The organism is Ruminococcus sp. (assembly GCF_019417665.1).
In the GTDB taxonomy this organism is placed as follows: Bacteria; Bacillota; Clostridia; order Oscillospirales; family Ruminococcaceae; genus Ruminococcus_C.
In genome coordinates, this window is sequence record NZ_DXUU01000006.1 from 41,696 (window position 1) to 62,641 (window position 20,946).

General features: G+C 47.8%; 17 protein-coding genes. 5 read left to right on the forward strand and 12 right to left on the reverse strand.

The features are described 5' to 3' along the window. Positions 1-51: 51 nt before the first annotated feature. Entirely contained in the window at positions 52-981 is a 930-nt protein-coding gene (locus QZ375_RS02990) for a phosphatase (protein ID WP_295215026.1), read from the reverse strand. Between the two features lie 327 nt (positions 982-1,308). Between QZ375_RS02990 and ppk1 the strand changes: the two genes are divergently transcribed. Then, positions 1,309-3,399: a polyphosphate kinase 1 gene (gene ppk1 / locus QZ375_RS02995; protein ID WP_295215027.1), complete on the forward strand. Its 2,091-nt coding sequence runs from the start codon at positions 1,309-1,311 to the stop codon at positions 3,397-3,399. Positions 3,400-3,495: 96 nt separating this feature from the next. Here the strand turns inward: ppk1 and QZ375_RS03000 are convergent, their stop codons facing one another. From QZ375_RS03000 to QZ375_RS03015, 4 genes are all read right to left on the reverse strand, one after another. After that, positions 3,496-4,281, reverse strand: a complete 786-nt coding sequence (locus QZ375_RS03000) for an NAD(P)H-hydrate epimerase (RefSeq protein WP_295215030.1) — start codon at positions 4,279-4,281, stop codon at positions 3,496-3,498. Positions 4,282-4,352: 71 nt separating this feature from the next. Beyond that, a complete protein-coding gene (locus QZ375_RS03005) occupies positions 4,353-4,844 on the reverse strand; it encodes a hypothetical protein (RefSeq protein ID WP_295215033.1) in 492 nt (163 codons plus the stop codon). Positions 4,845-4,846: 2 nt separating this feature from the next. Continuing rightward, the gene (gene xylB, locus QZ375_RS03010) at positions 4,847-6,373 is read right to left on the reverse strand and encodes a xylulokinase (protein ID WP_295215035.1); all 1,527 of its coding nucleotides are present in this window, start codon (positions 6,371-6,373) and stop codon (positions 4,847-4,849) included. A gap of 196 nt (positions 6,374-6,569) precedes the next feature. After that, positions 6,570-7,136, reverse strand: a complete 567-nt coding sequence (locus QZ375_RS03015; RefSeq protein WP_295215036.1) for a hypothetical protein — start codon at positions 7,134-7,136, stop codon at positions 6,570-6,572. 110 nt (positions 7,137-7,246) lie between these two features. Here QZ375_RS03015 and QZ375_RS03020 point away from each other — a divergent pair, with 110 nt between their 5' ends. Beyond that, on the forward strand, positions 7,247-7,498 hold the full coding sequence (locus tag QZ375_RS03020; protein WP_295215039.1) for a TIGR03905 family TSCPD domain-containing protein: 252 nt from the start codon (positions 7,247-7,249) through the stop codon (positions 7,496-7,498). A 60-nt stretch (positions 7,499-7,558) separates the two neighbouring features. Here QZ375_RS03020 and QZ375_RS03025 read toward each other — a convergent pair whose 3' ends face one another. From QZ375_RS03025 to QZ375_RS03050, 6 genes are all read right to left on the reverse strand, one after another. Next, the gene (locus QZ375_RS03025) at positions 7,559-8,308 is read right to left on the reverse strand and encodes a CPBP family intramembrane glutamic endopeptidase (protein ID WP_295215042.1); all 750 of its coding nucleotides are present in this window, start codon (positions 8,306-8,308) and stop codon (positions 7,559-7,561) included. Between the two features lie 32 nt (positions 8,309-8,340). After that, entirely contained in the window at positions 8,341-9,756 is a 1,416-nt protein-coding gene (glgA, locus tag QZ375_RS03030; RefSeq protein ID WP_295215044.1) for a glycogen synthase GlgA, read from the reverse strand. 106 nt (positions 9,757-9,862) lie between these two features. Further along, complete coding sequence (gene glgD / locus QZ375_RS03035; protein WP_295215046.1) at positions 9,863-10,987, reverse strand: glucose-1-phosphate adenylyltransferase subunit GlgD; 1,125 nt, start codon at positions 10,985-10,987, stop codon at positions 9,863-9,865. 14 nt (positions 10,988-11,001) lie between these two features. Continuing rightward, on the reverse strand, positions 11,002-12,204 hold the full coding sequence (locus QZ375_RS03040) for a glucose-1-phosphate adenylyltransferase (RefSeq protein ID WP_295215049.1): 1,203 nt from the start codon (positions 12,202-12,204) through the stop codon (positions 11,002-11,004). A 51-nt stretch (positions 12,205-12,255) separates the two neighbouring features. Further along, positions 12,256-14,262, reverse strand: coding sequence for a 1,4-alpha-glucan branching protein GlgB (glgB, locus tag QZ375_RS03045; RefSeq protein WP_295215052.1), 2,007 nt, complete (start codon positions 14,260-14,262; stop codon positions 12,256-12,258). A 166-nt stretch (positions 14,263-14,428) separates the two neighbouring features. Further along, positions 14,429-16,672 (reverse strand): SpoIIE family protein phosphatase, encoded by a 2,244-nt coding sequence (locus tag QZ375_RS03050; RefSeq protein ID WP_295215055.1) that lies wholly within the window; start codon positions 16,670-16,672, stop codon positions 14,429-14,431. A 257-nt stretch (positions 16,673-16,929) separates the two neighbouring features. Between QZ375_RS03050 and QZ375_RS03055 the strand changes: the two genes are divergently transcribed. The 3 genes from QZ375_RS03055 to QZ375_RS03065 all read left to right on the forward strand — a co-directional run bounded on the left by QZ375_RS03055 (position 16,930) and on the right by QZ375_RS03065 (position 20,112). Continuing rightward, positions 16,930-17,352 carry a NusG domain II-containing protein gene (locus QZ375_RS03055; RefSeq protein ID WP_295215058.1) on the forward strand — a complete coding sequence of 141 codons (423 nt, stop codon included), beginning with the start codon at positions 16,930-16,932 and terminating at the stop codon, positions 17,350-17,352. Further along, on the forward strand, positions 17,324-17,836 hold the full coding sequence (locus QZ375_RS03060) for a Gx transporter family protein (protein WP_295215061.1): 513 nt from the start codon (positions 17,324-17,326) through the stop codon (positions 17,834-17,836). Before QZ375_RS03055 ends, QZ375_RS03060 begins: the two co-directional genes overlap by 29 nt. Positions 17,837-17,922: 86 nt before the next feature. Continuing rightward, positions 17,923-20,112, forward strand: a complete 2,190-nt coding sequence (locus QZ375_RS03065) for a leucine-rich repeat protein (RefSeq protein WP_295215064.1) — start codon at positions 17,923-17,925, stop codon at positions 20,110-20,112. A 73-nt stretch (positions 20,113-20,185) separates the two neighbouring features. Here the strand turns inward: QZ375_RS03065 and QZ375_RS03070 are convergent, their stop codons facing one another. Next, a complete protein-coding gene (locus QZ375_RS03070) occupies positions 20,186-20,944 on the reverse strand; it encodes an amino acid ABC transporter ATP-binding protein (protein ID WP_295215068.1) in 759 nt (252 codons plus the stop codon). Between the last annotated feature and the right edge of the window lie 2 nt (positions 20,945-20,946).

Sequence of the window (20,946 nt, forward strand, 5' to 3'; positions counted from 1 at the left end):
GCATTTCTTTGCCGGAACCTGGTGAGAAATGCACATTTGTTTCTATTCTGATTACGCTTTGTCGGCTCTCGGCTGTTCATTTTTCTTTTTCGACAGCTCTCGCCGCAGATACCCTTCCCGGATACCATATTTGCTGATATAGATGGACTCGCATTTTGTCAGTTGTACCAGTGCATCCAGGATCAGCATACCAGTATAAATGGTGTGCAGGCGGTCAGGGCAGTTTTGCAGCAGCAGTTCCCGTGCTGCCGCATCTTTTTTCCAGAGTGTCTTTTCCAGGGTGCGAAATTGTGATGTTGTCAGAATCCGCTGCGTTTCTGGCAACTCCTGCTGTGCCTGAGCAAGCCTCAGAACTGTGCGTGCCGTACCGCCAACACCGCAGAGATTGGGGAAAGCCGGCAGATGATTCAGCTTTCGTTTTTTCAGTTCTTTTCGGATTCGTTCCTGAACGACTTCTCGTTCTTTTTGCCGGGGAAATACCTTTTCCACATAAGCTTTGGAAAGCGTTAGAGAGCCAATGGGCAAACTTTCAATAATGCCGGGACCGTCATGTGCCACTGTGACGATCTCTGTACTGCCGCCGCCAATGTCAAAGAGCAGCCCTTTTTCCATGGGTGCATCATAGCGGACGCCATAATAGTCCAGATAGGCTTCTGCCTGTCCTGACAGAACATCGACGGAATAACCGGTCATCAGGAAGATCTGATCCACCGCCTCCCGTGTATTCTGGATATTGCGGAGAGAAGCCGTTGCAAAGACGAACGTTTGTTCCAGCTGGAACTGCTCCAGGAGAGTGCGGCAGCCCAGAAGTACACTGCATGCCTTCTGGATGCCTTCCTGAGTTAAAATGTCGTTTTGGACATACCCGGCGAGACTAGCGGTATATTTTTGAGAAAACAAAGGGTGAAATGTCTTTCCGTCTGTAGTGTAAACTGCCAGCCGGACGGTATTTGATCCGATATCAATGACTGCGTATTTCATAAGCAAACTCCTGATCCTTAGTTCAATTCTATCCTTATTATACAGCATTTTCCTCTGGTTATACAAGTGCAGATATTCGAACGGCATGTAAAGTTCTGGTTAAATCTAATTGCATGTAGATTAACAAAAAGGTAACACATAATTTACATCAATAAGATGTCAAAAAGAGAACGAATCTTTTATAATATAATTAGCATAGTATGAGAATGCCTATGCAATGAGGTGTACAAAAAGATTCATACATAGAATGGATTGGAGGCAACACCGCACGAAGACCGCCTGTCGGCTTTGCGCGGTATTGCTTGAAATAAATTTGGAGGAATTGATATGAAGTCAAAATGCTATGATAATCGGGAACTGTCCTGGCTGAAGTTCAACCAGCGTGTTCTGGAGGAGGCGAAAGACGAACGAAATCCGCTTTGTGAACGGCTGTCGTTTTTGTCGATTTTTCAGAGCAATTTGGATGAATTTTTCATGGTTCGCTGCGGATCCATTTATGATCAGATGTGTGAGGATCCGGAGTTCCGAGAAAACAAAACCAATATGACCTGTAAAGAGCAGCTGAAAGCGATTTATGCGCATGTGCGGGAACTGCTGCGTGACAAGGATGATACTTATGAGGATCTGCGTGCAGAATTGAGCATGCAGGGTGTGGATATTGTGGACTTCCACACGATCACGATGGAAGAAGCTGCCTGGCTGGAGGCGTATTTTAAGGCAGAAATCGAACCGCTGCTTTCGTCTCAGATTATTAGCAAAAAACAACCGTTTCCGTTTTTGCAGAACAAGTCCATCTATGCAGTGGTGGTATTAGAGAAAAAAGGCACGCAGAAGCTGGGGATCGTACCTTGCAGCAGTGGTGTATTTCCGAAGATCGTTTCTCTTCCTACGGGAAAGAACCGCTTTATTCTGGCGGAAGAATTGATCCTGCATTTTGTACCAGAGATCTTTTCCAGGCACACGATTAAGAGTAAGTCTCTCATTCGAATTATCCGTAACGCCGATATTGAACCGGACGAGCGCACGGAAGAAGAGTGCGATTATCGTGAAGCAATGGAACAGTTGATCCGGGAACGGAAGAAACTCTGTCCTATTAAGCTGGAATTTTCCCGGTTGATGGATACCACAGTGATCCAGACCTTGTGCGGCTATCTGAATTTGACAGAAGAACAGGTGTTCTATTCGGAAGCACCTTTGAATTTGTCTGTGCTCTCCGTAGTGCGGGATATGCTGCGTCATAACAAGTGCTTGTTCTACCAGCGCCGTGTGCCTCAGGAACCGGTATGGCGTGATTCGTCTAAACGAATGATTGAGCAGGTAGAGGAACAGGATCGTTTCCTGGCGTTCCCCTATGAGAGCATCCGACCGTTTTTGACACTCTTGAACGAAGCCGGAAGAGATCCGCAAGTAGTTTCCATTAAGATGACGCTGTACCGTGTGGCATCCAACAGCAAGATTGTAGAAGCGTTGATCGAGGCGGCAGAGAATGGCAAGGATGTTGTGGTATTGGTAGAACTGCGCGCCCGGTTTGATGAGGAAAACAATATTGAATGGTCTCGCCGTCTGGAAGATGCCGGCTGCCGGATCATTTATGGTTTGGATAACCTCAAGGTACACAGTAAGCTATGCCTGATCACCAAGAAGGCAGGTACGGAAATTTCCTATATCACTCAGGTGGGCACAGGCAATTATAACGAAAAGACTTCGGCAATTTACACGGACTATTCTCTGATGACGGGGAATCATGACATTGGTCTGGAGGCAAATCGGGTGTTCCAAGCACTGTGTCTGGGACAGACTGTGGAGCATACCGAGCATTTGCTGGTTGCACCGAAGTGCCTGCAAAACAAGCTGGCAGATATGATCAACGAACAAACCGAGCTGGCAAAGGCTGGACAACCGGCATATATCGGCATCAAAATCAACTCCCTGACAGATAAGTATCTGATTGAAAAGCTGATTGAGGCATCCAAGGCAGGGGTAAAGATTGAGATGATTATCCGTGGCATCAGCTGCCTTATTGCCGGTGTGCCGGAGGAAACCGAAAATGTGACCATCCGCAGCATTGTAGGACGATTCCTGGAGCACACCCGGATCTATATTTTCGGTGCGCATGAGAACTGTAAGGTGTATATTGCATCGGCAGACTGGATGACTCGGAATACACGCCGCCGTGTGGAAGTTGCAGCGCCCATTTATGATGCATCCATCAAACAGCGGATTCTGGATATGTTTGATTTGATGATGACAGACAACGTGAAGGCACGTGTGCAGCAGCCCGACGGTTCGTATCGCCGTGAGCCTGCGGAAGAACCATTGATCAATGCGCAAGAATATTTCTATGAGCAGGCATACGAACGGCTGGCACAGGCGGCAGCGGATGCTGTCGAGGGGTCAACTACTGTGTCCGCAGAGTAAGAATTGCATTTTCACGCAAATAACAGAAAAAGCGTTGGTACACATCCAGTACCAGCGCTTTTTGCTTTGAAAGTAATATGAAAGAAAAGCAGACGATCAGCTGTCTGTTACCTGGAAAAATCGGATCCGTTCCCAGATCGAATGGGCATAAGCCTGTAGTCGTTTTTCCGATGAGTCGTCGGGAATTCCCACAGAATCCATTACCTCATCAAATTGTGCTGGGAAAGAAAAATCGGCGCTGTATTCTTCCGGTATTTCATTTGGTGCATATAGCGGTACATATGCTCCGATGCAGGGAATGCCAATGTCGTAGTTATACAGCTTTTGGATGGAATTCCTTGCCATCCCCAGCAGATGTCCGGTTTTCAGCATACCAATGGAAACGGTCAGATCAGACCGGACACAGAGCCCCTCTCCGGTGTCGCCGTTCATACCGCTGTTGATGTCCACGCTGATGACAAAAGCATGGGCAGCGTTGATCTGTTCCACTACCTGCCGCAGGTTGGGACGCAGTTCCCCCTGAAATCCTGTGCCCAGCAGGCAGTCTACGATAATATCTGTGTGGGAAAAATCAATTTCTCTTGTGACCGGAATATCAGCGCTCCGGCACTTTTCAAAGTAGTAAGCGCCGTCCGGGGAAAATTTTTCGCTGGTCAGTATGATCCGGCAGGGGATACCGGCGTCATGGAGCAGCAGCGCCAACACATAGCCGTCTCCGGCGTTGTTGCCGCTGCCTGCCACAATGTCAATGCTGCCGTGCCAGTCGTGGCTGCGGAATAATCCCAGTCCGGCACGGTACATAAGGATTTTGCTGTCCGTACCGCTGGCAATTTCAGCGGCATCGCTGGCACGCATGGTTGCAACGGAGATGACTTTTTGCATGGGAATACCTCCTTTGAAAAAGACGATACAGCGCATAGTGCACTGGTATCGTCTTTTACTATTGTTCTTTTTTAAAACCCATCATTATTGATGGAAATAATGAGCAATTCCTTTGTTCCATTTTCATGTATGATTGATGCCAGCCATATCTGCCCACGTCCGAGCATAATTCCTTCTGAATTATTGAACATATCTACGCAGGTTTCCTCCTCCAGATTGTTCCAGAATTCTGGAACAAAATTGGTTTGAATCTGTTCTGCATTTGCCAGAAGTTCATCACTGCTGTTGTAGACAGTATCGTCAATGCAAATGGGATACTTGATTTTTTGTGACAAGTTTTTCCAGTCTCCATTGAACAGTTCTTGTTTTACTTCCTTGGCAAATGCTTCCGTTTCTTCTTTGGAAAGGTGAGAAGCAGTATATTCTTGTACCACATGTTCTGTAGTGGATTCCATAGTTTGTGTTGTTGCAGGAACAGATGCTTGAGAGTGGCACGCCGAAAGCAGGATCAAGTAACTCAAAATCAGGGGAAGCGCAAAAGTACGACTCAATTTCTGATACATTTTTACGCCAACTCAGCCAGTTTCCCGAACTGCGCCTTGAGTGCCGGATAGATTTCCCGATACAGCTGATAGTACGACTCATATACCGGTACATTTTCCGCCTGAGGATTTTGTGTTTTGTCTGTTTTGACAATTGCCTCGCAAGCCTGGGGTACACTGTCATAGATGCCAGCGCCCACAGAAGCCAGGATTGCCACACCCAGAGACGGACCTTCCTTAGAAGCCACGGTCTTTACTGGGCAGTTGTACAGATCTGCCAGCATACTGCGCCACAGGGGAGAAGTACCGCCGCCGCCGCATGCCATCATATCGTCCACGGAGATGCCCATTTCCCGGAATACTTCCACGCAGTCACGCAGGGAATAAGTAACGCCTTCCAGTACTGCACGGAGCATATCTCGCTTAGTGTGCATTGCTGACAGACCGAAGAATACGCCGCGTGCGTTTGGATCTAGATGCGGTGTGCGCTCGCCCATGAGGTATGGCAGATAGAGCAGACGGTTTGCGCCGACCGGTACCTGTTCTGCCTCCTTGTCCATGAGATAATACTCGTCAACACCCATGAGAGAAGCAGTCTGCTTTTCTGCTGCACAGAAGTTGTCCCGAAACCATTTCAGAGACAGACCAGCGCCCTGGGTAACGCCCATGACATGCCAGCTGCCCGGAACTGCTGCGCAGCAGGTGTGTACACGCCCCTTGGGATCCATAGCCATTGCGGATGTGTGTGCAAATACGACGCCGGAAGTACCGATGGTGGTGAATGCCTTGCCGTCCTTGACAACGCCGGTTCCCACAGCCGCTGCCGCGTTGTCTCCAGCACCGCCAACAACCACAGTACCTTTGCACAGACCCAGCAGATCTGCCATTTCCTTTGTCAGCTTGCCGGTAACTTCGCAGGACTCATAAACCTTGCCCAGCAGGCTTTTATCAATTTGCAGCAGTCCCAACAGTTCATCTGACCAGCAGCGGTTTGCCACGTCCAGCAGCTGCATACCGGATGCGTCCGATACCTCAGTAGCATACTCGCCGGTGAGAATCAGACGGAGATAGTCCTTGGGCAACAAAATATGTCTGCACTTCTCATAGATATCCGGTTCATTGTTGCGAACCCAGAGAATCTTTGCAGCAGTCCAGCCTGTCAGGGCCGGATTTGCGGTGATCTCCATAAGTTTGTCCTGTCCGACCACACGGTTCATTTCGTCTACTTCCGCAGCGGTACGCTGGTCACACCAGATAATGGATTTCCGTAGGACATTGTTGTCGCTGTCCAGCATGACCAGGCCATGCATCTGTCCCGAAATACCAATGCCCTTGACATCTTCTTTCTGTACGCCGCTCTTTGTGACAACTGTCTGAATGGTCTGGATCATGGCATTTTTCCAGTCCATGGGATCTTGTTCTGCATAGCCATTCTGGGGCTGATACATGGGATACTCCACGGTAGCACTTGCCATTACCGTGCCATCCTCCCGGAATAATACTGTTTTGGTACCGCTAGTACCGCAGTCAACGCCAATTACATAAGCCATAGTGTTTCGTTCCTTTCCGAGCTGTCCGATTTGTCAAATTTTGTTCAGTATCTGGTCGTGCGAAAAGATGCTGAAAAGGCTCTCAAGATGCAGCTCCGGTTCTTGTTTTATTTTATCAAAATTTACCGTGCTTGTCAAGCAGGTTCTTATGGGCAACACCGCACAAAACCGTTAGGCACTCTTTGTGCGGTGTTGTCTATGATTTTCTTTTGCGCTGCTTTTCTCTCCAGATGGCATATCGTCTGTTATGTCGTTCTTGCTGCCGCTTTTGCCGACGCCATTCCGGCAGGAAGTACAGGAAAGCCAATAGAGTTCCCGCCGCAGCAAAAGCAATACCCAGCCATATTCCGTCTTTGCGATTGGCTGCAAAGTCTGCTGTAATGCTGTCATATGTGAAATAGACGGCAGAATTACTTTTCATTGTATAGATCTGATTCTGTTTCTCTGGTGCACATTGCAGCGTTACTTTTTCGCCGATTTGCAAGTATGCTACAGAGGTCTGCCATTCGGCAAAGGGAATATCACGGTAGGATGTGCCATTGTCCAATGTGATGCGGTGCCCATAGGGCTGTGTTTGAAAGAAAGGAATGATTTCATGATAAAGAGGTTCTACTGCTGTAATTGTTCCAGACGTTGTTACCAGGTCTGTATAGGATGCCGTACGTTGTATTTCACCGAAATAAACCCAGCAGAATACACCAAACGCCATCAGTATTCCACAAAGACATAGCATGAATCGATTCTGTTTCGTTTTGTGTTTCATAGGTTTCATCCTTTCGTTCTGAATTTCCCCACTTGCTTTTTCGGCCATACTGTGTTATACTATAGAAAAGTCGCACTGGCGGCAAATCCAAAAAACGGAGCGTGAAAGACATGCAGTATACATACACACCCCATGGTGTCTGTTCCAGAATGATCCAGATCGACGTAGAGGACGGCATTGTGGAAAAAGTACAGTTTATCGGCGGATGCAGCGGCAATACCCAGGGCATCGGCGCATTGGTGCAGGGGATGCCGGTGGACGAGGTAATCAAGCGTTTGGAAAATATCAAATGCGGCAGCCGCCCCACATCCTGCCCGGATCAGCTGGCGAAAGCCCTGAAAAAGGTTGCTGCGGAGCAGTAAACTATTTTATGATCATGTATACAGGAAACGGGACGATGGTTTTTCGTCCCGTTTTTTGCGTTATTTTCCGAGAGTTTCGGTAATCGTTTGGCGCTTTTTTCTTTGATTCTTCCGTGAAGAGATGAAAGAAATCAGATGTCCGATAACCAGCGCTGTATAACAAATGCAGAAAAGCACAGTGAGAATTGTGCTGTCAATATAATTAGAGATATAATGCAGTGCAATGGGAATCAGAATATTTTTTCTCTTATTTGCAATAAAGCATAACAGCAGATGAAAGAAAAACGTGTAAATTAAATTAGGCCATGCAATTGTTAGATACGAAAGGGATACATTGTTATTGGCAAACATCTGAAAAGGCAGGTGACTCAGCGAGAAAAACGCTGCGCCAATGAGAAACAGTACCGTTCGGTTACATTTCCATCCGAATAGATAATTTTGAATCAACCCTCTGAATGCAATTTCTTCCACAGCACCAATATACAGCAGATAATAAAGAGAGGTTTTCAAAAGTGTCCATGGGGAATATTCGCTTACAAAAACGCTGAAAATGTATGTGATAACGCAGGCAGAAACTGCAATGATACTGTCTGCTTTAATATGCTTTTTGGAAAAGCCCAGACTGCAAAGCATTTTCTTTTTGTCCATGACAAATGCAATGCCGATTGCCAATACGATCAGCGTGATATAGGGAACTTGAAAGGGCAGTTCATGTGAATATAAGATTCCCGATCCCAACAGTCCCAGCATGTATATGACCCAGTATATCATGCCGATAACACCGTATTTTCTTGATTTTTCCTGATACATTGCAAACTCCTTTTTGTGTCAATTCTGCAAACTCACACCAACGACCGATACAACTCCATATACTTCTTCGCCGAAACATTCCAGCTGTAATCACACTTCATAGCATGGCGCACCAGGGCATTCCACTTGCGCTTGTCCTCAAAGAGCGCACAAGCACGCTTCACGGCATCCAGCATGTCGTAGGCATCATATGTCTTGAAGGTAAAGCCATTACCGTCCTCGCCGCCTGCGTCAAAGACAGAATCCTTCAGACCGCCGGTTTCCCGGACAATGGGAATAGTCCCATACCGCATTGCCACCATCTGCGCCAGACCGCAGGGCTCGTTCTGAGACGGCATGAGGAACATGTCTGCACCGGCATAGATCCGCCGTGCCATTGCCGGAACAAATCCCAGGGTCACATGAACCTGTTCCGGATAGGCATCCTGCATTTCCCGGAAGAAATCCTCATATAACTTTTCGCCGCTGCCCAGAACCACAAAGCGGCAGCCCAACTGGAGCATTTCCTGGAAGCTTTGTTGTACCAACTGAATGCCCTTGTGTGCCACAAATCGTGTCACAATGCCAATGACCGGTGCGTCACCTGCTGTAAGGCCGCATTCCGCCAGCAGCTTCTTGCAGCATTCCTTTTTGCCAGCCATTTTGGATACGGTGTAGTTTTTCGGAATATTCGGATCTGTTTCTGGATTATATCCTTCCACATCAATGCCATTGAGAATCCCCACAATAGGATCCTGCCGCCGTACCAGCGCACGATCCATGCCGTAGGAGTACCACGGGTCGAGTATCTCCTTTGCATATGTGGGGCTGACGGTTGTAATGCAATCCGCAGTTTCAAATGCACCCTTCATAAGATTCACCATGCCGTCAAATTCCAACAGATTGGTGTGATAAGTGGGGATGCCCATCAGCTCCGTAATGACTTCCTTGCCGTAGACACCCTGATACTGAATATTGTGGATGGTGTAGATGATGCGGATATTTTCGTATTCCTGGTGATATTTGTACAGTATCTGGTAAAATACCGGCACCATAGCAGTCTGCCAGTCATTGCAGTGGATGATATCCGGTTTGAAATCAATGGCAGGTAAGATCTCCAATATGGCACGGCTGAAAAAGACGAACCGTTCGCAGTCGTCGTAGAAGCCATACATGCCGTCACGCATATAATAATAGGGATTGTCCAGCAGATAATAGGTCACCTTGCCGACTTTTATGGTATAGATGCCGCAATATTGTTTCCGCCAACCGACCTCTACGGTAATATCGGTCAGAAATGTCATTTGGTTGCGTACATCCGGTTGGATGGAACGGTAAAGCGGCATAACGACCCGACAATCCATTTCCTCATTCTGGCTGATGGCAGCCGGCAAAGAACCCACAACATCAGCGAGTCCGCCGGAAGCAGCAAAGGGGAGAGCCTCACTGGCAGCGAAAAGTATTTTCAATGGTATGATCTTCCTTTCATAGCAAACTGCCGCAAGAACCGTTGCACAGATTGTTTGGAATCTGTGGAGAGCGGCTCTGTACGGCAGCACACTTTTTTAGATTATCTTAGATTTTTGCTTTCTTGCCGAGATACAGCGGATAATCCGCAGAACCGGTCAGTACACGATTGTCAGAAATGGTCACATTTTTGTCAGCTATAATGGAATCAATATTGCAGTCTTCGCCGATCTCCGTGCTCTGCATCAGTACACAGTTGCGGACAACAGCACCCTTTCCGATCTTTACGCCGCGGAACAGAACACAGTTTTCCACTGTGCCTTCGATCATACAGCCGTCAGCCACCAGAGAATTCTTTACAGTGGATTCCAGGCCGTATTTTACCGGTGCATTGTCGCCAACCTTGGTATAAATGGGGGCTTCGCTGGAGAAAATACTGTTTCTTGTCTTAGTATCCAGCAGTGCCAGATTTGCCTTATAATATGCCTCCAGGCTGTCGATCTTGTAGAAGCTGCCCTTATGCTCGTACGCCTTGAACAGGAATTCATCCTTCCGTGCCTGGAGTACATTGCGGATGAGACTCTTCTGATTTTTGCTGATCGCTTCCAGAACTACCTGCTTCAGGAATTCTGTGTTCATGATGAACATATCCAAGGAGATGTTGCATTCACCGGACATCATAGGATTGGTGAGCACTTCCTTGATGGTGTTTTCTTCGTCGATCTGAAGAATACAGCCATTAGTGCTCTTGTCACGGTTGTACAGACCCTTTGCATAGATGACCGTAATATCTGCATCCGTTTCCTGGTGCTGTTTCAAAGCGTCATTGAAATCTATCGTTGTGATCACATCACTGTTTGCCAGAACCACATATTTTGCACGAGTATGTTCCACAAAGCTCCAGATATTGCTCAGTGCTTCCAAACGCCCCTGATATGTACCGCCGTTGGACTGGCTGAAAGGTGGAAGCAGATGCAGACCGCCTTTTTTTCTTGCCAGATCCCACTCACGGCCGGAGCCAAGATGATCCAGCAGAGAACCGTAATTGGACTTTGTAATGACACCTACTTCAGAGATGCCGGAGTTTACCATATTGGAGAGCGGAAAGTCTACCAGACGATAACGACCGCCATAGGGGATGGAACCCATCGTACGCAGCTTCGTTAAATCGATCACTGCCGAATCGTTGATACTTGCGAAAATTAATCCTAATACATTCTGATTGATACTCATTGTTGCCACCGCCTTTACAAATTTTCGGAAATAATTTCTTTCGGAAGTACACGCTTGCCGGAAGAAACGGTGATGTTGTGTCCAGTAACGGCGATGCCCCAATCGTCACGGTTCGGAACAGATTCCGGGCTCATGCCGATGACTGCATCTGATTCGATGACGCAGTTTTCACCGATGATGGCATATTCTACCACAGCGCCCTTTTTAATAATGGTGCCGGGCATAATGATGCTGTACTTGACAGATGCACCTTCTTCAATGGTGACACCAGAAGAAATGACGGAGAAATCAACTGTTCCGTCTACCACGCTGCCCTCTGTGATCATGGAGTTTTCGATATGGGCATTTTCACCGATATACTGGGGCGGCATGTTGTTGTGACGGGAGTATACCTTCCAATCCGGATCGTACAGATCTAAAGGAACGTTAGGACTGAGCAGATCCATATTTGCTTCCCACAAGCTGTCTAAGGTGCCGACGTCTCTCCAATACCCTTCGAATTCGTAGGCAAAAAGGCGCTCGTTGTTACTCAGCATGGAAGGAATAATATCCTTACCGAAATCCTTAGAGCCGGTGTTGGCATTTTCATTTTCGATAAGATATTTACGGAGCTTGCTCCAGGTAAAGACATAGATGCCCATAGAAGCCAGCGTAGACTTGGGTTCTTTCGGCTTTTCGGTGAAGTCGACTACTCGACCCTTTTCATCACAGGTCATGATGCCGAAACGGGAAGCCTCAGAACGAGGTACATCAATCACCGCAATGGTGCTGTCTGCTTCGTTGGCAATGTGATGATCCAGCATCTTGGAATAGTCCATCTTGTAGATATGGTCGCCGCCTAGAACAATGACATATTCCGGATCATATCGCTCAATGAATGCCATGTTCTGATAGATTGCATTCGCAGTGCCTTCATACCAGGAAGCACCAGCAGCAGTCTGATAAGGCGGAAGCACGTGGACGCCGCCATGCATTTTGTCCAGATCCCAGGGCTGACCATTTCCGATATACTCGTTGAGCACCAAAGGCTGGTACTGTGTCAGTACACCGACGGTGTCGATACCGGAATTGATGCAGTTGGACAGCGGAAAGTCGATGAAACGATTTTTACCGCCATAGGGGATTGCAGGCTTTGCTACTTTTTGTGTCAGTGCATACAAACGGCTGCCCTGACCGCCCGCCAGCAGCATGGCGACGCATTTTTTCTTGATCTTCATGATACTCCTCCTAAAATAAATTCACATTCCAGATGAATAAGAAAGTCTGAATTATGATGAAGCAGTGCCGTTTGCAGGACGAACTGCTGCTTTTTTTGCTGTTCCAGTTTTTCTGGGCTTTTCCGTTGTTTTTGCAGCTGCTGCCTTGCGAGGTGCATGCTTTTTCACAGGAACATATTTGAGGTAGATGACAGACAGAGGTGCCAGCGTCATAGAGATGCACTGTTCGAAACCGTGCATTGCAATAGGGAGTGACTCAAATTTCTTTTCTGTCACGCCGCTGCCGCCATAGCTTGCTGCGTCTGTATTGAATACCACCTGATAGCGTCCTTCTTTGGGAACGCCGATCTTATAGTCATTGCGCTGTACCGGGCAGAAGTTGCAGACAGCGATGATTTCATTTTCATCATCATCGATCCGGCGGAATGCGATGACGCTCTGCTGATAGTCATCGTGAGAGATCCAGCTGAATCCCTGCCACGAATCATCATCCTGCCACAGTGGCGAATTTTCCAGATAAAATTTGTTCAGATCCTGGGAGAACAGTTCCATCTGCTGATGGGCTGGTTGTTCCAGGAGCTCCCAATCCAGCTGTGTTTCGAAATTCCACTCATTTTTCTGTGCAAATTCTTGTCCCATAAAGAGCAGTTTCTTTCCGGGATGTGCCATCATATAGCCTAGGAATGCACGGTAAGAAGAGAATTTCTCCGGTTCGTTCTGACCACTCATTTTCTGGAGCATAGAGCATTTGCCATAGACGATCTCGTCATGCGAAATGGGCAGTATGTAATTCTCCGAGAAGCAATAGAAGAAGGAAAACGTCAACTTGTCATGGTTGAAAGCACGGTAGATGGGATCCAGCGAAATATAACTGAGCATGTCGTTCATCCAACCCATGTTCCATTTAAAGTTGAAGCCCAGACCGCCGATATCTGTAGGCTTGGTCACGAGAGGCCATGCTGTAGATTCTTCTGCAATCATAAGAATGTCCGGATTACGAGAGAATGCCGCCTCGTTCAGATGCCGCAGGAAATCGACTGCTTCCAGATTTTCGTGACCGCCATAGACATTGGCACGCCATTCGCCGTCACGCCGGTCGTAGTCCAGATAGAGCATGGATGCTACTGCATCCACACGGAGACCATCCAGATGGAAGTCTTCCAGCCAACAGCAGGCACTGGAGATCAGGAACGAGCAGACCTCACCTTTTCCGTAGTCAAAGACACGTGTACCCCAGCCCTTGTGTTCCATTTTCAGCGGATCGGCATATTCGTAGCAATAGGATCCGTCAAATTCACAAAGTCCCATAGGATCTTTGGGGAAGTGTGCTGGTACCCAGTCGAGAATAACACCAATGCCTGCCTGATGGAACATGTCGATCATCTGGCGGAAATCATCCGGTGTGCCGTGTCTGGATGTAGGCGCAAAATAACCCGTCACCTGATATCCCCAGGAACCGTCAAAGGGATATTCCGTCAGCGGCATGAATTCAATGTGTGTATAAGACATCTTTTTAAGGTAAGGGATGATTTCCTGTGCGAAGCCGATGTAGCTAGGGAATTCTTCCTCCGGGTCTCGCTTCCAGGAAGAGATATTGACCTCATAGATGTTCATGGGACTCTTATAGGGACTATGTTTCTTTTTTTCAGCGTACCACGCCTGATCCTGCCACGTGTACATACTTTCAAACAGTTTAGAAGCTGTTCCCGGACGTCTTTCATAGTGTGATGCGTAAGGATCAGCCTTATCCAGAATTTGTCCTTCTTCTGTCTCAATACTATACTTATAGCTGTCAAATTGTTTCAGACGCGGTATTTCTGCTTCCCATACGGTATCCGAGATCTTCGTCATGGGATTACAGGTGCGATCCCAGTTGTTGAATGAGCCGATGACAGAGATGCTTTTTGCCTTGGGTGCCCATACACGAAAGCGATAAAACTGTCCCCGGCCGCGCCGAAACGGGTGCGCACCGAAGAATTTATGTGCCTCAAAATTTTTTCCTTGGTGGAATAGGTAAAGCGGAAAATCATTTGCGGTGGATTTCTGCGTTGAAAGCATGGCATACCCTCCTTTTGTTTTCTATTCATATTTTAACATAAATAGGAATACAATGCAAGTTTTTTTTGTACCATCCAGTAAAATTTATATAAACGCCCAGTTTTCAATCTTGAATTTATGCAATATGTACAAATCGAAAGAATAGGTTTGCAAATACTGGTTTTGTTTATGATGGTAAAAGTCTTGCAGCGCACACAGTGACATCATCGCGCCGGTTGCCGCCTGCAAAAATATCCGCTTTCTGGCAAATTTCAGTAACGATTTGCTCCAGGTCACTGCTACTTTCCAAAAGCTGCCGGATCAGAGGGTAGGCATCCTCGCTGACTCCATCGGACAGCATCAGAATGATATCATCTGGATAAAGGGAAACATGGCGGACAGCGGTTTCTCCCTCCGGCTCCAATCCCAGGGGAAAGGTCTGGGCACTGATGCGAGAAACCTTCCCAGCATGGCGAATGAGTGTGGCGGCAGCACCGGATTTCATCATGGTCAGTTCGCCGGCATCCAGGTCAAACTGTGCTACATCTAAGGTGGCAAAGGTTTCCTGAGGGGATTTTGTCAGCAGAAGTCCGTTCATCATCCGGACAGCAGCTGTGCCGGAAACGCCGCCGCTGATAAATTTTCGAAACATCTCTGTTGTCATGCGAGATTCCACGGCAGCGTTTTTTCCGGTGCCCATGCCGTCGGACAGAACCAGATAAGGATTTCCAGCATTGTCCGTAAATGCAATGGCAGTATCGCCGGAGATCGTCTCCTGGTGGGCATGGAGTGCAGAGGAATAGTGTTCCAGACGGTATTTCGGACGTTGACACAGCCGATACCGGACACAGTCTCCAGAATAAATGGGATCGAGTTCTTCCAGGGTCAGATTCAGGGATTCTGAGAGAATATGCCGGATGGTAGGCAGACAGCCGTCCAGTTCGTGATTCTGGCAGCACATTTCGATGATCATTCGTTCTGAGTTAGTGTAATACACAGCAGCGGAGTCACAGGGATAGCCATAGCGTATGAGGCGGCGGCGGACAGATTCGCTCAGTTCACTGCTGTATCGAACATGCAGCTGGCAGCTGGTCGATGTCAGCAGATCTTCAGCGGCAGCCAGCTGTTCCAAAAGTACTGTGCGGCTCTCGGCAGTACGTGCTGCTAAAAAACGTGCCTTACGGTGGTCTGCGGCATGCCGGGAGAATAGAGCACGGAGTCGTTCTGTGCGGCTGCAGTGGGCGAGCTCTGGCGGAACGGGAGGCAGATCCGCACCGGTGTGGGATTCCATCTTTCGGAATCCGGCGAGGGTCTCTTCATATTCCGATTCCCAGCAGCGCAGCTTGCTCCGGCAACTGCCACAGACGGTTTCGCAGACTTCTCTGGTAATGTCTCGTGTTAGCTCTTCCTGGGGGAGCAGTGCAGCAATGGCATTGGTATCTTCCCGGACACTGTGGATGGCACTTGCCATATATTGCAAACGGGAAGAGATGGGCTGTGTGGAATCTGAACTGTCAGGCAGGTCGGTAACCAGCCATTTGTCCAGACAGGCAGCATCCAGGAATAAAAATGCTACGCTTCCCAAAAACAAATTGAGTACAGCGGAAAACTGGAGTAAGTCCGTACCGAAGGTAATGAGCGCCATGAGGGAAAAGAAGAAGAATACCGAAGCAATGGCAAATCGGTTTCTGTCAGAAAGATAGCCCACCAGAAGACCAGCCACCGGCAAGATGAGCATGGGCATCCCTGCATCCGGTGCGCCGAGAATGGTGCCGCAAGCCGTCAACGCACCGCAGATGACACCACCGGCACAGCGGAACTTTCGTGCACCGATGAGAGTGATAGCAGCACTGATAACGCATCCGGCATTCATGGCAGGAATGCCATAACAGCTCAGTGCAGCGATGGTGAGGATCAGTACCACGGCGGCAGCACAGCCATCGGTGGAACGCAGCGGAATTTTTCCCGTTTTGCGCATACTATGAAATACAGCGTGCATGAAATAGGAGGCACATCCGGTGAGACCGGCAGTCATGGTATAGCCGATGACCTCCGCACCGCTAGCATGAAAAATCAGGGAAACGGCGATGCCTGAGAGGAAGACACAAAGTCCCGTGCTGCATGCCATACCGGCGGCAGTTTTTGGGGGGTGTTTCAGCATTCGCAGGCAGACCACGACGACCAGGGCGAACACCAGCGGCAGATTATCCAGCATAGTGCCGGAGAGCATGTACGAAATAAGGCTGCCCACGAGTACAGCAGCAGCACCCACTGAACTGAGATTGGCAGCAATGGCAATGGGGAGGGGTGAGGTCATAGTACCCACAAAGGTACCGGCGAGGAGCAGACCGGAGAGAAATCCGCCGCCTCCTTCCAGGGCAAAATGTGGAATACGAGGGCGGCGGAGAAGCTGGGGATTTTGATTGCGCATGGCAGAGACGTCCTTTCTGTTGAAGATCCGTGTGATGATTTGGTATCCTCCATTATAACGGATGGGCAAAAAAATATCTGTCAGAATCCACCGTGGATTTTTAGGACTTGTTTGGAAAATCTGCGGTGACAGGACGGGCAATCAAAGGAAGGCTCGTTTCCGGTCAAATGGTCGGCAAATGTAATCAGATTTCCCTTTTCTGGGCGATGCTTGACATTTCGGGGAAGTCTGTTATAATTGAAAGTGATATATTGTAAGTGAGCGATAAGAAGGGTGGTGTGACAGTGCAGAAACAGCGTATTCTGTGTTTTGTGATCGCAGCTGCAATTATTGCAGGTGTCGGAGGATGGACAATTTGGCGGCAGGTACAGCAGAAGAAAAGTGCCATTGGCATAGCAGAAATATCTGTAGATGGTGAAGTGTTGTACACTTATGATCTGGGAAAAACGTATGCTGTACCGGAGCGAATCTTCATACCAGAGGGGACGGAGGACAACGTCATTGAGATCGGGACAGGCTATGTTCAGATGGTATCCGCATCCTGTCCGGATCATCTCTGCGTCAAGACAGGGCAGATCTCGAAGCCAGGGGAGTCTATCATTTGCCTGCCCCACCGTGTTATGATCACTATTGTGGAAAGAGGAACCGGAAATGCAGACGCAATCGACGCTCAGACGTAATATCCGCTGTGGATTATATGCCTGTATGGCGCTGACGCTGTTTTTGGTGGAGGCACAGATTCCGCTGCCGGTGCCGCTGCCGGGGGTAAAATTGGGGCTTGCCAATGCAGTGACGCTGCTTGTTATGGAACTGGAACGCCCCAGAGATGCTCTGGCGGTGCTGCTGGTACGGATCATGTTAAGCGGACTGTTCTGCGGTCAGCCGGTGATGCTGTTGTATTCCTTGTGCGGTGGTCTGCTGAGTTCCTGCGGCATGGCCTTGCTCCATCGGGTGCTGTCCCGGAATCTGTGGTTTGTGAGTATGGTGGGGTCGATCCTGCACATCGTGGGGCAGTTGGTCATGGCGGCGCTTTTGATGGGGACAACGCTTGTGGCGAATTATTTTCCGATACTGGTGTTATTTGCAGTGCCGGCAGGGGTGTTCAATGGATGGGCAGTGACGTATGTGGCAGGACATGCGAGGAAATTATTGTCAAATGGGTGATTGACATGGGTGGAAAAATATGCTACAATAAAGAAAATATTGTCACATGTGACGTGCTTTGAAAAAATGATATAGGAGGTATTAAAATGAGAACGATGAAAAAGCGGATAATGACTATGTTAATGGCAGTGATTTTCACCCTTGCAGTGTTCGTTGGACAACCATTCCTGTATACCGATCTTATTGCATCTGCTTTGCAGGAAACAGATGGTTGGATGTGGGAGGATGCCAGTGATGGTTCGGCTGTCATTTGTGATTATGTAGGAACTGATGAGAGTGTCACAATTCCGACACAGATTTCCACAAGCGACGCATATGGTGGAACTCCTAAGACAAAACCGGTTCATACAATCGGCGCAATTGGCGGTTATTTTCAGCCCAATAGTACGGTGACCAGCGTAAGAATAAGAAAAACTCTCACCGGTATGGTATGCAGTCCATTTTGCACCTGGAAACGACTTACTCGATTTACCGTGGATGATGACAATGAAGTATACTCTGATATAGACGGCGTGCTGTTCAATAAAACAAAAACGGAACTTGTTTGTTATCCTGCTGGCAGGCAGGGGGCTTATACGATCCCTGATGGTGTTACTTCTATTGGCTATGGAGCGTTCAGAGGCTGTACTGGTCTTACTGCCGTTTCGATACCGGATAGCGTAACGCATATAGATATGAATGCTTTTATGAACTGTTCTTCTTTGCAGGAAGTGATGATCCCCGACACTGTAACAGAAATAGAGGACGATGCGTTTGATGGGTGTTCAGCCCTGTCCTCGGTAAAGATCGGCAGAGGTATCACCGCACTGATAGGAATATTTAAGAATTGCACCGCTTTGACTGCTGTGACAATTCCGGATAATGTTGTGACGATCGGCAGCGCATTCGAGGGCTGCGAGAATCTTGTTTCAGTACAACTGCCAAAGAATATCACTGTACTTCTCGGCACTTTTAACGGATGCACTAAGCTGTCTTCCATTGCACTGCCAGACAGCCTTACGAAAATCGGCGAGGATACATTTTGTAACTGCAAAAGTCTTCGATCTGTGGACATTCCGGCTAGTGTTACGGAAATCCGAAATTCAGCATTTGAAGGATGCTCAAATTTGACTTCGGTGAAAATGCAGGATGGATTGAAATACATCGGATGGTATGCTTTTCGTCAATGCAGCAGTCTGACAGATATCATAATCCCAAAAAGTGTAGATGGTATTGGTATTGAAGCTTTTTCGCTATGTACCAGTCTGAATTCAGTGACGATATATAATCCTGGCTGTACCATAATCGAAGGATACCGAACGATCAATAATGGCTACTCAGACGCACTTATTCGATTCGATTATAGCGGTACGATTTATGGCTATGCCAATTCTACAGCACAGGAGTATGCCGAACAATGCAGGTACAAATTTGTTTCCCTGGGGAATGATTATGACTATAAATACAAAGTTAACTCAGACGGACAGAACGTAACGCTTACGGGCTACACCGGCTCCGATACGGAAATTGTAATACCTTCCACTATTTTTGGAATGCTTGTAACTGTAATAGGAGAGGATCTTTTCGAAGGGAATAAAAATTTGGTTTCTGTTACGATACCGGATGGAGTCACCAGTATTGAAGATAGCGCCTTCAGAAATTGTACGAATCTCCAGGTGTTGTCTATGCCGAAAAGTCTTGAAACTATTGGGAATTGTGCTTTTTCAGGTTGTTCAGGTCTGACCAATATATCTATACCTGAAAGTACTGAAAGTATCGGATATGGTGCTTTCAACTGTTGTGAAAAACTTAGTTCTGCAACAATATACAACCGGGACTGTAAAATTGATGACAGACTGGGGTGCGCAATATGCAATGGCGTGAATACAGAGGGTGTATTTTTTACCGGGACGATCTTCGGACACGCTAACTCTACTGCACAATCATACGCTGAAAAATATGGATTTCCATTTGAAGAAATCAGTGAAACAGATACTACTACAACTGTAACAGAATCCACAACAACGCAACTTACTACAAATACAACAAGTGCTTCTTCTGCCACCTCTATTTCTGCCAACCCCGACATCCTCTACGGCGACACTAACCTAGACGGCAGAGTAGACATCACCGACGCCGTGCTCCTAAACAAAGCCGCCGCCGGAGCCGTGACCTTGAACGATCGGGCAGCTGCAAACGCCGACTGCAACGGCAACAGCGAACTGGGCAATGATGATGCCCTCATTCTCCTGAAATTCCTGGTACACCTCGTTAACACCCTGCCCTATACTGAATAACGGATAAAAAACGGCATACCGTCTTTCCCCGACGGTATGCCGTTTTTGCTGTTTGTAGATTTGAAAGTTGTCTTTATTGGTAATGTGCTAAGAATTGGCGTGTGCGTTCTTGTTCCGGATGGTCAAAAATCTGTTCCGGTGTGCCTTCTTCTACAATATAACCGTCTGCCATAAAGATGACCCGGTTGGAAATCGCTTTTGCAAAGCTCATTTCATGGGTTACGATGACCATGGTCATGTGATCCTCTGCAAGAAGCCGGATGACTTCTAGAATTTCGCCAGTCAGCTCCGGGTCGAGCGCTGAAGTTGGCTCATCGAAAAAGAGGATAGACGGAGACATGGCGAGGGCACGGACAATTGCCACACGCTGCTGCTGACCGCCGGAAAGCTCGCAGGGGTAGGACTTTGCTTTGTTTGCCAGTCCCACTTTTTCCAGAAGCTCCATGGCGGTTTTTTTAGCTTCCGCTTTGCTTTTCTTCAGGATGATCCGGGGCGCTTCTGTGATATTCCGCAGAACGGAATAGTGGGGGAATAAGTTGAAATTCTGGAATACCAGACCGAAATAGTGCTGGATTTCCCGGAAATCTGCTCGCTGCGCATAAACTGGCTTTTTTCCGATTTCCGCAGTAACAGCGGTTTTTCCCATGTAGGAAATAGAACCGGCAGAAAGCGTTTCTAAAAAGGTGCAGCAGCGCAGCAATGTGGATTTTCCTGAACCGGAGGGACCGATGATGGAAAGCACTTCACCGGGCTGTACAGAAAATGAAATATCTTTGAGCACCTGTACATCCTGAAATTGTTTTTGCAGGTGACTGACTTCTAAATAGTTCACAG